The organism is Stenotrophomonas sp. Sm6012 (assembly GCF_030985895.1).
GTDB lineage: Bacteria > Pseudomonadota > Gammaproteobacteria > Xanthomonadales > Xanthomonadaceae > Stenotrophomonas > Stenotrophomonas forensis.
The window spans coordinates 20,146-32,157 of the sequence record NZ_JAPTFX010000043.1; the positions used below are offsets into that span (position 1 = coordinate 20,146).

Here is a 12,012-nt window from a genome sequence, read left to right on the forward strand (position 1 = left end):
TCCAAGGAAGCCGCAATGATCCGCCGATCCCTCGCTGTTGCGCTGGCCACTGCCCTGCTGCCGTTGTCCGCCCATGCCGCCGACCTGCTGCAGGTCTACGAGATGGCGCGCAATGGCGATCCGCAGCTGTCCGCCGCCGAATCGACCCGGCTGGTCGACAAGGAAGGCGCCGTGCAGGCGCGCGCCGCCCTGCTGCCGCAGATCAATGGCCAGGCCACGCTGAACCGCACGCGCAGTGAGCCGAACGCCGATGTCAATTCGGGCTCGTTCACCAACAAGCGTCGCAACTACACGATCGACGGCAGCCAGACGCTGTTCAACTGGACCCAGATCAACAACCTGCGCTCGCAGCGCGAGCTGAGCAAGGCGGCGGACTTCACCCTCGATTCGGCCAACGACAGCCTGATCGTGCGCACCTCGGCGGCCTACTTCAACGTGCTGGTGGCGATCGAATCGCTGAACGCCGCACAGACCAATGAAGCGGCCGCGAAGAAGCAGTTCGACTTCGCCGACAAGCGCCTGGAAGTGGGCCTGGCGCCGATCACCGACGTGCACGAAGCACGCGCCCAGTACGACCAGGCGCGCGCCAACACCATCGTTGCGCAGAACACCCTGGCCGATAACTACCAGGCCCTGACCGAACTGACCGGCCAGCCGGTGGTCAACCTGCGCGGCCTGCCGGCCGACTTCCGCCCGGAAGTGCCGGCCAACCGCGGCAACATCGACGAGCTGGTGCACCAGGCGACCAACCAGAATCCGGCGCTGAAGGCGCAGGAACTGAAGGTCAGTGCCGCCGAGGCTGGCGTGCAGGCCGCCCGCGGTGGCCATTACCCGACCCTGTCGCTGGGCGGCAGCTGGGGCAAGAGCGCGACCTGGGGTGACAGCACCGGTTCCGGCTCGCTGTCGCCCGATGCGCGCACCAACAGCATCGGCCTGACCCTGAGCGTGCCGATCTTCGCCGGCGGTGCCACCCAGTCCGGCGTGCGCCAGGCGCTGGCCCAGCGTGACATCGCCCAGGACGGTTACGAGCAGCAGAAGCGCGCGCTGGACCGCAACACCCGCAATGCCTACCAGACCCTGGTGCAGGGCATCAGCGAAGTGGAAGCGCGCCGCCTGGCGGTGGTCTCGGCACAGAGTGCGTACGACGCCTCGCAGGTTGGCCTGGAAGTCGGTACCCGTACCGTGCTGGACGTGATCCAGAACCAGCGCATCCTGTTCTCCGCGCAGCTGGATTACGCCAATGCGCGTTACACCTTCCTGCAGAACCGCCTGCTGCTGAGCCAGTCGCTGGGCGCACTGGATGTGGCCGAGCTGCAGGACGTCAACCGCCTGCTGACCCAGGACGCGGGCAACCCGGCAACGACCACGCACTGAGCCGTCGCCTTGCCGGCAATGAAGAAGCCACCCGCGAGGGTGGCTTTTTTGTGGGCGAGGCAGACAGAAACTTCCCTGCATTGAGCGCCTCCCTGCCGTCAGCCGGGCCAGGCACGCATCCGCTCCACCGCAGCCAGCAGGCACAGCGCGGCGGCCAGGGGGGCCAGCACCGGCACGGCGCGCGGCAGCGGAACCTGCGCGCGCAGGACAGCCACGCACAGCGCCGCCATCACCAGCAGGGTTGCCGGGCCAGGCAGCACCGGCAATGTGCCCATCGGCATCGCCAGCGCCAACAGCGCCGCCGACAGCACCACGACGACCCGCATCATCGGTGCGGTAGATCCGGGTGCTGCATCGCGCGCGGCAGTCCACAGCTGCGCTGCCAACCGCGCCGCCACCCGCAGCAGCACCAGCAGCAACGCCGCCAACCCGGCCGCCCCGGCCAGCGGCAGCAGCGGCATCATCCACTGCAGTTGTGGATGCTGCCGCAACGCCATCGACAGCGGTCGCGTACTGGCCAATGCCGGGAACTCGACCAGGCCGGCCTGCAACGCAGCCAGCGCGATCAGCAGCAGCATCGCCAGCAGCAGCACGCCCGCAAGCAGCAGCGTCTGTCGCGCGCGCGCCTGGCCGCACATGCCCGGAAATCCCAGCACCAGGCCGGCGCAGGCGAACACGCCAAGCAGCGGCACGCTCGCCGCCAATACCCCGCCTGGCCCGAAGCGATAGGGCGCCGTGGCTTCCGGCAACCACGGAATCCAGAGCGCGTAATGCACGTGGCGGGCTGCCAGCGCCAGCAACAGCAGGCCGGTACCCAGTTTCACCGTCAACAGCGCACAGGCCACCAGTGCAGCGCGCCTCGGTGGCAACAACACGGTCACGCCCAGCAGAAGCAGGCCGAGGGTGGCCGTGAGCGCGACCGGCATCGCGTTGCCGGCCTCGATGCCAGCGCTGGCCAGCAGTGCATGCACATGACTGGCCATGGATTGCGCCACGCCAGCGCTGGTCGCCACCAGCTCCACCAGCAGCGCGCCGCCGAGCAGGCCGGCCGGGGCGCTGCCCCAGCGGGCCTGCAGCAGACCATGCAGGCCGTGGGCCGCCGGCAGCTGCTGGCCCAGGATGCGCAGGCAGTACAGCAGCGGCCCTGTGCCCAGCGCAGCCAGCAACAGGCTCAACACGATGGCGGGGCCTGCCTGGGCGGCAGTGTGCTGCCCCACCAGCGCGATCACGCTGCCACCCAGCATCAGGGTCAGGGCCACCACCGCAAGATGATCCATGCCCGGCCCTGCATCGCGCATGCCGCCCGGGCCACTGTCGCTATCCATCGCAAGGTTCCTTGATGCCCGCCCAAGCGCGTTCGACAGCAGGCTGGCACCCTGCGGCGAAGGGCGGTATCAGAATCCGTGGCGTGCACGCCGCAGTGTGACCGCTGGCACGCAGGTAGACCGCCCCCCGGTCCTGCAACGACAGGAATCTGGCCGCTAAGCAGAATTGATGCAGTCGATCACGTCATTCGATCCGCAGTACGTGGATCGAATCCCCTGCGACCTCAGCTGCGCGGCGGAGGCAGGTGGGGCGCCACCAATGCCAGCGTACGCTGCAACGCGCCGCGACCGTTGCTGACCAGGGTGCACCCGGCGCGCGCCATGTCCTCGCGTGCGCGTGCGTCTTCAAGCAGGTGCTGCAGCAGATCGCCAACCGCCTGCACGTCCTCGCCGACCAGCAAGGCGCCGGCCTCACGCATGCGTCGCGAGATCTCGGAGAAGTTGTGCAGGTGTGGACCGGTCACCGCGGCGGTACCCATCGCCGCCGGTTCCAGCAGGTTGTGGCCACCGATCGATTGCAGGCTGCCGCCGACGAACGCCACCTGCGCACAGGCATAGAACGGCATCAATTCGCCCAGGGTATCGATGACGAACACATCGGTGCCGGCGTCCGGCCACTGCATCGCACGCCGGGTCGCCACATTCCAGCCCTGCTCGCGCGCCAGGGCCTCCACCTTCGGGAAGCGCTCGGGATGCCGTGGCGCCCACAGCAGCAGCAGGTCGGGATGCTGCTGGCGCAGGCGACGGTGCAGGTCGATCACCGCCTGCTCCTCACCGTCATGGGTGCTGGCGGCGATCCACACCGGGCGTCCAGCGGGTACCTTCGCATGGAACTGCGCGACGAAGTCCTGCACGTCCGGCGTGGCGATGTCGAACTTCAGGTTGCCCAGCGCCTGCACCTGCCCGGGGGTCGCGCCCAGCTGCACGAAACGCTCGGCATCATCCTGCGACTGGGCAGCGACGCAGGTGACCGTGCGCAGGGCGCGACGGATCAGCGCTGCCAGCAACCGGTAGCCACGCAGCGAGCGGGCCGACAGGCGGGCATTGAGGATGTAGACCGGGATGCGGCGATCGCGGCAGCCGAACAGCATGTTCGGCCACAGCTCGGTCTCCAGGATCAACGCCAGGCTGGGCCGGAAGTGGCCCAGGAAGCGATTGACGCTGCCCGGCACGTCGTACGGCAGGTAGACGTGGTCCAGCGCGTCGCCCCACAGCGCGCGCACACGTTCAGACCCGGTCGGGGTGATGGTGGTGATGACCCAGCGGATATCCGGGCGTTGCTGGCGCAGGGCGTTCACCAGCGGCGCGGCGGCATTGACCTCGCCCACCGACACCGCATGCAGCCAGACCCGCGGCTGGCCGGTCGGCTGTGGGTAGGAGGCGTAGCGCTCGTCCCAGCGCCGGAAGTATTCACGGACCCGGAAACCGCGCCAGACCAGGTGGTACACGGTGATCGGCAGCAGCAGGTACAGCACGGCTGAATACAGGCCGCGCAGGATCCATTCGACAGGGTCTTTACGCATGGGGCAAGGATACGGGAGCCCCCTGGGAAAGACACGCGGCCGGATTGGTAGAATGGCGCAATGTCCGATGCCTCCACTGCCGTCCGCCCGTCGCTGCGCGATCCCCGCAACTGGCCGATGTTCGCCGTCATGTTCGGCGCCTTCGCCATTGCCCGCCTGCCGTGGATGCTGCAGCGCGCGCTGGGCCGTGGCGTCGGCTGGATCAGCTGGCGCCTGCTCGGCAGCCGCCGCCGCGCCGCCGAGGTCAACCTGCAGCTGTGCTTCCCGGAAAAGGACGAGGCCTGGCGCCAGCGCCTGGTGCGCGACAGCTTCGATGCTCTGGGCGTGGGCGTGTTCGAATGCATCCGCGCCTGGTGGGGCAGCATCGACCGCATCCGCCCGCAGGTGCAGATCGAAGGCCTGGAACATCTGCAGCGGATGCAGGCCGAAGGCCGCGGCGTGCTGCTGGTCTCCGGCCACTTCATGACCCTGGAGATGTGTGGCCGCCTGCTGTGCGACTACGTCGACCTGTCGGGCATGTACCGCAAGCACAAGAACCCGGTGTACGAGTGGGCGGTGAAGTTCGGCCGCCTGCGCTACGCCAAGGCGATGTATGCCAACGAAGACATCCGCGCCACTGTGCGGCACCTGAAGAAGGGCGGCTTCCTCTGGTACGCGCCGGACCAGGACATGCGCGGCAAGGACACCGTATTCGTGCCTTTCTTCGGCCACACCGCTTCGACCATCACCGCCACCCACCAGCTGGCGCGGATGACCGGCTGCGCGGTGATCCCATACTTCCACCGCCGCGAAGGCGGGAAGTACTTCCTGAAGATCGGCGCGCCGCTGGAGAACTTCCCCAGCGAAGACGTGGAAGCCGATACCACGCGGGTCAACCAGGCCATCGAAGCCATGGTGCGCGAGGCCCCCGACCAGTACCTGTGGATCCACCGCCGTTTCAAGCGCCAGCCGGGCGGCCGGAGCGATTTCTACAATTAGCTGGATGTGGCAGCCGGTGCCAGCCAGGGCTGACATCGACCGGACTGCTGGGCGTCTGCATGCGCGAGGTAGTCGCCAACCTTGGTTGGCGCCGATGATCTGACCCTCGACCTGGGGAGGGCCAACCAAGGTTGGCAACTACCGTATCGGCGGGGAATCCACTGCCTCGCGCGCCAGCAGGCTGCCGGCGAACAGGGCCGCCAGCATCACCGTCAGGCCGCCCCAGAACGCGGAATAGAACGCCAGGTGGGTGTTCAGCGGAAACACCGTCACCGCCAGCGCCAGCATCGCCGGGCGCGCGCGCTCACGCGCGGCCGGCGGTGCATAGCGCCATGCCCGCCAGGCCTGGGCAACCGCCGCCAGCCACAGCAGCAGGCCGAGCACGCCGGTTTCAGCGAGGATTTCCAGCACGATCTGATGGGCATGCAGCGCAGGGGCATTGCCCCAGACCGCCGGACCGTCATCGGCGACGCAGGCCGGATAGGCATCGCGGAAGCCGCGTGCGCCGACACCATTGACCGGATGTTCTTCAATCATGCACACGGCGGCCTGCCAGATCCGCGTGCGACCGGACAGTGCCTGGTCGACACCGCCTTCGCTCCCTTCCCAGGCGATCGCGGTCCGCGCGAAGCGTTCGCGCAGCTGCGGCACGCTGGCGGTCAACGCGCCCGCTGCCAGCACCGCGATCAGCGCCAACAGCGCCAGACGCTTCCAGCCGAACTGACGCACGCCGCTGTAGGCCAGCACCAGCACGAAGGTGATCCACGCGGCACGCGCCCCTGCCAGCAACAGCACGCAGCCAAGCGCGGCGGCCGCCAGCAACCAGCCCGCATTGCCGAAGCGCCGTGCGACCGGCAGCAGCAGGAACGGTGACAGGCTGGCCAGCACCTGGCCGAATTTCAGGTTGCACGGCCCGAGCGCGCCACTGAGGCGGTCAGCCAGCGCGGCTTCGTCCGCGGGGCACAACGCGCGGCCACTTACCGCCAGTTTCAGGTGTTCCAGCGACCAGAACCATGGGCTGGTACCGGCCACGGCCTGTACCAGTGCGTCCAGCGTCCACGCGCCGGTGATCAGCGCCAGGCCACCGAAGGTCAGCCGCCGCCGTTCCGGCGTGGCCACGGCGATTGCCACCAGCCACATGAAAGGCAGGTAGCGCAGCCCGGCAGCGGCCTTGGTCCACGACGCAGACGGGTCGATGGCATCGATGGCCGAGAGCGCCTGCGGCAGCCAGTAACCAAGGAACAGGATCGAGGTCAGCGCCCAGGCCGCCGTGCTCAACAGGTGCGGGCGGCGCTGCAGCCGGCGCGTGACCATGCGCGCGGCAGCATAGACCGCGCCCAGTCCCAGCACGGTTTCGGCGATGCCAGGCAGCGGCCACATCGCCACGTACGCCAGCACCCACCAGGGTGCCCAGCGCCCGGCGCGGTCGTCGCGCAGAGCAACGGTGGCGTCAGCCGGCAAGATCGGCATAGAGGCGAAGGGTGTCACGCTGCATGGCCTGCAGGGTAAACGGGATGCGCGCCGGCAGCGACGGCGGCTGCGCCAGCAGGGCCAGCGCACGTTCACTCAGTGCGCGCGCATCGCCGAGCGCAACCGCACCACCGGGCTGCAACTGCCGCAGCAGTTCACCCACGCCGCCATGGTCCCAACCCAGCACCGGGCGGCCGACCGACAGCGCCTCGACCACGGTACGGCCGAACGCTTCGGGCTTGTCCGACAACTGCAGCACCAGGTCGCTGGCCGCGTAGGCCTGGGCGATGCGCGTGGTCGGCGCGCTGATCTGCACGGCGTCGGCCACGCCCAGCGCCGCCGCCTGCCTGCGCAGATCCGCTACATAGGCTTCGCGGCCCGGTTCATCGGTGCCCAGCATCCACAGCTGGGCCGGCACACCGGCCGCGCGCACGTCGGCCAGCAGCTGCAATGCATGGGCGTGGCCCTTCAGGCGGGTGCCCCGCCCCGGCAGCAGCATCAGCGGGCCGTCCACCTGCCCCAGCCACGGATGATCGGCGGCCAATGCCAGCCGCGGCCGACGGTCGGCGCGCGCGGCGCGCGGGAACTGGGCGACGTCAACGCCGCGCGGGATCACCTGCAGCGTCGCTTCGGGCACCGTCGGATAATGCCGGCGCACGTAGTCGCGTACCGTGTTGGATACACAGATCACGCGCTCACCGCTGGTCATCACTGCGCTGTAGCGGCTGGGTGAGTTCAGCCCGTGCACGGTGGTGACCCACTGCGGGCGCTGTGCGGCGGGCATGGCGCGGATCGCGTACAGGCCCAGCCAGGCCGGCAGCCGCGAACGCGCATGCACGATGTCCGCGCCGACCTCGGAGAACAGGCGACGCAGGGTCGGCAGATGCCGCAGGGTCAGCAGCGACTTGCGGCCGATGTCGAGGGTGAGGTGCTCGGCACCACTATCGAGCAGCGGCTGCACCAGGCGGCCACCGGCGGAAACCACCAGCGCGCGATGGCCGGCGGCGACCAGGGCCGCAGCGATTTCCAGGGTCGAGCGCTCGACACCGCCGGAGTGCAGCGCCGGCAGCAACTGCACCACGGTCAATCGGCGCATCGAAGGGGCGGCCGCTTAGTCGGCCAGCACGAACACGGACCCGCAGTACGGGCACTGCGCTTCGCCGTTGGGCTCGTCTTCGATCGGCAGGTACACGCGCGGATGCGAGTTCCACAGCGCCATTTCCGGGGTCGGGCAGCTCAGCGGCAGGTCGCTGCGGTGCACGGTGTAGCGCTTCTCGGCGTTGGCGGGCGCGGTGGCGGTATGGCTCATGGCGGATGTCGATGAACGGGTTGCGAGGGCTGTGATTCTAGCATCCGGGCCGCCTCGACATTACGCCGACGCCCCGCAGGCCGGAACGGCAGGGCGATTTCTTCAATCGATCCAGCGGGTTCGCGCTGGAAACCCGCCGACCGCGCTATTTCCCGCATTTGGATCGAACTAAATGGCACTTGCCAGCTCGCGGCGGCTGTTGCAGGATCGGGCCAGGTCGCGACCCGACCTGCCCTCTTCGACCCGATCGCATGGCCCGCCCCCACCGGACCTGCATCGCCTCTCCCACTGCCATCCCGGCGGGCGGAGCGATGCTGTCCGTGGTGCCCGCCGATGCGGGTTCTGCCCGCCGCCAGCCCTCCCGGGAGATCCCTGCATGACCCTGTCCGATCCACGCCGCGCCTTGCTTCCGCTCGCCCTGGCCCTGGCCTGTGCGACCACTGCGACGCCGGCCCTGGCACAGGGGCTGCAGACCTCGTTTGAGCCGGGCGAACCGGCCCCGGCCCCGGCGGCGGGTGGGTTGCAGGTTTCGATCGGCAACGGTCCTGCCGCGCCCTACACCGCCAAGCGCAATGCCGGTTACAGCGGCCTGCACGCACTGCGGTACAGCAGCGACGGCGGCAGCGCGCGGCGCGCGCTGTTCAAGACCGATCTGCCGATCGAGGCCGATACCACGCTGTCATGGCTGGTGCTTCCGGAAATCGTCGGCAAGGACACGGTGGCCTCGACGAATGTCTCGCTGGACCTGCTGCTGGACGATGGCAGCCGCGTGTCCTCCAGCGCTGCACGCGACCAGCATGGCGTGGCCATCGGCGCGCGCGCGCAGGGCGCGTCGAAGACGCTGTATCCGCAGCAGTGGGCGCGCAAGGCGATACGCCTGGGCGAGGTATCCGCACTGCAGGGGCGTCGCGTGGTGGCGATCGAACTGGAGGTGGCCAGCGCCGAAGGTGCACCGGTGTCCGGCTGGATCGATGACGTGCGCCTGGACGCACAGCCACATTCCCGGCCACAGCGGGTCTCCGACTGGGTGCTGACCACCCGCGGCACCCAGGCCAACGGCACCTTCTCGCGCGGCAACAATTTCCCGGCCACGGCAGTGCCGCACGGATTCAACTTCTGGACCCCGGTGACCGATGCCGGTGCACTGAACTGGCTGTACCGCTGGAACGAGCAGAACGATGCGCAGAACCGTCCGCAGCTGCAGGCGCTTGCGCTGAGCCACCAGCCCAGCCCGTGGATGGGCGACCGCCAGACCTTCCAGGTGATGCCGTCGGCCAGCCGGGGCGTACCCGACGCCGACCGCCGCAAGCGCGCGCTGTCGTTCGATCGCCGCCACGAGAGTGCGCGCCCCTATCGTTACGACGTGCGCTTCGACAACGGCATCGCAGCGTCGATCGCGCCGACCGACCATGCGGCGCTGTTCCGCTTCGAATTCCCCGAAGACGGCGACGCCAACCTGCTGTTCGACAATGTCGATGCGCGCGGCGGGCTGAGCCTGGATGCCGCCACGCAGACCCTGACCGGCTACACCGATACGCGCAGCGGCCTGTCCAACGGCGCCAGCCGCATGTACGTCGCGGCCAGTTTCGACAAGCCGTGGCGCAGCAGCGGCCGCATCGACACCGGCCGCCCCACCGGCTACATCAAGTTCAATGCCGGCAGCGAGCGGCGGGTGACCATGCGCATCGCCACCTCGCTGATCTCGGTGGACCAGGCCCGGCACAATCTGGCGCTGGAGATTGCTGCGGCCGATACGCTGGAGAGCGTGGCCGGCCGCGCGCAGGATGCCTGGGATGCACGCCTGGCCCGCTTCGATATCGGCGATGCCAGCGACGACCAGAAGACCACGCTGTATTCCAGCCTCTACCGGCTGTACCTGTATCCCAATTCCGGCCACGAGAACGTGGGCAGCGCGGCCGCACCGGACTGGCGCTACGCCAACCAGGCCAGTGCCAGCGAGGACAACACCGACGGCAGCGCGACCCGGACCTTCGCCGCCGTGCGCGATGGCAAGGTGTTCGTCAACAATGGGTTCTGGGACACCTTCCGCACCACGTGGCCGGCCTATGCGCTGTTCACGCCCGACGATGCCGGGCAGCTGGTGCAGGGCTTCATCGAGCAGTACCGCGCCGGCGGCTGGATCGCACGCTGGTCGTCGCCGGGCTATGCCGACCTGATGGTCGGTACCAGCTCCGACGTGGCCTTCGCCGATGCGTGGCTGAAGGGCATCGGCGGCTTCGATCCGGCCGAGGCCTATGCCGCCGCGTTGAAGAACGCGACCGTGGTACCGCCGGACCGCCACGTCGGCCGCAAGGGCATGGACCGTTCGACCTTCCGCGGCTACGCCAGTGCGGACGTGCATGAGGGCATGTCGTGGACGATGGAAGGCGCGCTCAATGACTTCGGCGTCGCCAACATGGCCGATGCCCTGGCCAAGCGCGCAACCACGCCTGCCGCGCGCGAGCGCTACAGCACCGAGGCCGACTACTTCCGCTACCGCGCGGCCAGCTACGCAACGATGTTCGATCCGGCGGCGGGTTTCTTCCAGGGCCGCACTGCCGACGGACACTGGCGTGTGGATTCCAGCCGCTACGACCCGCGCGTGTGGGGCCACGACTACACCGAGTCCAATGGCTGGACCTTCGCCTTCACCGCCGCCCACGATGGTGAGGGCCTGGCCGCGCTGTACGGCGGCCGCGACAGGCTGGCGGCGAAGCTGGATGCCTTCTTCTCCACCCCGGAAACCGCCGACCCGGCGCTGGCCGGCTCCTACGGCGGCACCATCCATGAAATGACCGAAGCACGCGACGTGCGCATGGGCATGTACGCGCACAGCAACCAGCCGGCGCACCACATCCCGTGGATGTACCTGTACGCCGGGCAGCCCTGGAAGACCCAGCAGTACGTGCGCGAGATCCTGTCGCGGCTGTACGTCGGCAGCGAGATCGGCCAGGGCTATCCGGGTGACGAGGACAACGGCGAGACCTCGGCATGGTACGTGCTGGCTTCGCTGGGCCTGTACCCGCTGCGCATGGGCGCCCCGGAGTACGTGATCGGTTCGCCGGCATTCCGCCACGCACGCGTGGAACTGCAGGGCGGCGCGGTGCTGACCGTGAACGCGGCCAACAACTCACGCGAGAACGTCTATGTGCAGTCACTGAAGATCAACGGCAAGCCCTGGACCAGGACCTGGGTGCCGCATGAACTGATCGCCAAGGGGGCAACGCTGGACTTCGTGATGGGCCCGCAGCCGTCGCGCTGGGGCAGTGGCGTGGACGACGTGCCGCCTTCGCTGACCGCGCGTGGCCAGCGTCCGCAGCTGCTGCACGACCTGCTCGGCCACACCGCGAAGGCGACGCTGGCCGATGGCCGCGCCCTGCCGGTGCTGGTGGATGACGATGCCGGCACCACGGTCGGCCTGGGCGGGGGCGCGACCATCGCGCTGACCGGGCTGGCCGAGGGCGCCCCGACGATGTACACGCTGACCAGCGGCGACGGCAGCATCCGCGGTGGCGAATGGGCGCTGGAGGCCCGCAGCGGCGACGGCAGCTGGACGCTGCTGGACCAGCGCAGCGGCGAAGACTTCGAATCCGCTCGCCAGACCCGGCCGTTCCGCATCGCCAGGCCCGGCCGCTACAGCGAATACCGCTTGCGCCTGGTGGCGCCGGGCCGGATGCCGCTGGCGGAGATCGAACTGCTGGCGCCCGGCGCGGCGCAGTAAGCCGCATGCACGGTGGGCACGGATGCCCGCTGCGCCGCGGCACTGGCGGCCTCAGCGCGACCGCACGAATCCTGCGTACAGCGCGAACAACTGCTGGAAGTACCGCCGGGTGACTCGATTGCGCATGACACTTTCGCCGATGGGGAGGTGGTCGGGCCCAGGGTGGGAAGGCCGGTCCGGTCCCTTCCCACGGCCGGGCCGCGTGGGCGTATTGGGCCGCAGCGGCGTTGCAGGCAAATGACCGGGTTGCGTAGCGCGTGTGGCACGGACCCACGGTAGAGCTGGCCGGCGGCGGCGGCGGCGGCGGTGGTG

Annotated in this window: 8 protein-coding genes; 3 read left to right on the top strand and 5 right to left on the bottom strand. The window is 69.2% G+C overall.

Annotated features, from left to right (window positions below; all coding sequences use genetic code 11):
- Window positions 1-15: 15 nt before the first annotated feature.
- Window positions 16-1,374 (top strand): TolC family outer membrane protein, encoded by a 1,359-nt coding sequence (locus O0J73_RS10015; RefSeq protein ID WP_049456969.1) that lies wholly within the window; start codon window positions 16-18, stop codon window positions 1,372-1,374.
- 98 nt (window positions 1,375-1,472) lie between these two features.
- Here O0J73_RS10015 and O0J73_RS10020 read toward each other — a convergent pair whose 3' ends face one another.
- The gene (locus O0J73_RS10020) at window positions 1,473-2,699 is read right to left on the bottom strand and encodes a hypothetical protein (protein WP_006468195.1); all 1,227 of its coding nucleotides are present in this window, start codon (window positions 2,697-2,699) and stop codon (window positions 1,473-1,475) included.
- 224 nt (window positions 2,700-2,923) lie between these two features.
- The gene (waaA, locus tag O0J73_RS10025) at window positions 2,924-4,222 is read right to left on the bottom strand and encodes a lipid IV(A) 3-deoxy-D-manno-octulosonic acid transferase (RefSeq protein ID WP_308308616.1); all 1,299 of its coding nucleotides are present in this window, start codon (window positions 4,220-4,222) and stop codon (window positions 2,924-2,926) included.
- 60 nt (window positions 4,223-4,282) lie between these two features.
- Here waaA and O0J73_RS10030 point away from each other — a divergent pair, with 60 nt between their 5' ends.
- Entirely contained in the window at window positions 4,283-5,200 is a 918-nt protein-coding gene (locus O0J73_RS10030; RefSeq protein ID WP_197563789.1) for an LpxL/LpxP family Kdo(2)-lipid IV(A) lauroyl/palmitoleoyl acyltransferase, read from the top strand.
- A gap of 138 nt (window positions 5,201-5,338) precedes the next feature.
- Here O0J73_RS10030 and O0J73_RS10035 read toward each other — a convergent pair whose 3' ends face one another.
- Genes O0J73_RS10035 through O0J73_RS10045 form a run of 3 tightly spaced genes read right to left on the bottom strand, consistent with a single transcriptional unit; the run spans window position 5,339 to window position 7,979 of the window.
- A complete protein-coding gene (locus O0J73_RS10035; protein ID WP_308308617.1) occupies window positions 5,339-6,670 on the bottom strand; it encodes an O-antigen ligase family protein in 1,332 nt (443 codons plus the stop codon).
- Complete coding sequence (locus O0J73_RS10040) at window positions 6,651-7,766, bottom strand: glycosyltransferase (RefSeq protein ID WP_308308618.1); 1,116 nt, start codon at window positions 7,764-7,766, stop codon at window positions 6,651-6,653. Before O0J73_RS10040 ends, O0J73_RS10035 begins: the two co-directional genes overlap by 20 nt.
- Window positions 7,767-7,781: 15 nt before the next feature.
- A complete protein-coding gene (locus tag O0J73_RS10045; RefSeq protein WP_005410967.1) occupies window positions 7,782-7,979 on the bottom strand; it encodes a zinc-finger domain-containing protein in 198 nt (65 codons plus the stop codon).
- 376 nt (window positions 7,980-8,355) lie between these two features.
- On the opposite strand from O0J73_RS10045, the gene O0J73_RS10050 reads away from it, so the two are divergent.
- Window positions 8,356-11,700: a GH92 family glycosyl hydrolase gene (locus O0J73_RS10050; RefSeq protein ID WP_308308619.1), complete on the top strand. Its 3,345-nt coding sequence runs from the start codon at window positions 8,356-8,358 to the stop codon at window positions 11,698-11,700.
- The last annotated feature ends 312 nt before the right edge of the window (window positions 11,701-12,012 follow it).

Coding starts and splice junctions, on each gene's coding strand:
- O0J73_RS10040 (WP_308308618.1), bottom strand. CDS start 7,766: ATGCGCCGATTGACCGTGGTGCAGTTGCTGCCGGCGCTGCACTCCGGC.
- O0J73_RS10020 (WP_006468195.1), bottom strand. CDS start 2,699: ATGGATAGCGACAGTGGCCCGGGCGGCATGCGCGATGCAGGGCCGGGC.
- O0J73_RS10030 (WP_197563789.1), top strand. CDS start 4,283: ATGTCCGATGCCTCCACTGCCGTCCGCCCGTCGCTGCGCGATCCCCGC.
- O0J73_RS10015 (WP_049456969.1), top strand. CDS start 16: ATGATCCGCCGATCCCTCGCTGTTGCGCTGGCCACTGCCCTGCTGCCG.
- waaA (WP_308308616.1), bottom strand. CDS start 4,222: ATGCGTAAAGACCCTGTCGAATGGATCCTGCGCGGCCTGTATTCAGCC.
- O0J73_RS10050 (WP_308308619.1), top strand. CDS start 8,356: ATGACCCTGTCCGATCCACGCCGCGCCTTGCTTCCGCTCGCCCTGGCC.
- O0J73_RS10035 (WP_308308617.1), bottom strand. CDS start 6,670: ATGCCGATCTTGCCGGCTGACGCCACCGTTGCTCTGCGCGACGACCGC.
- O0J73_RS10045 (WP_005410967.1), bottom strand. CDS start 7,979: ATGAGCCATACCGCCACCGCGCCCGCCAACGCCGAGAAGCGCTACACC.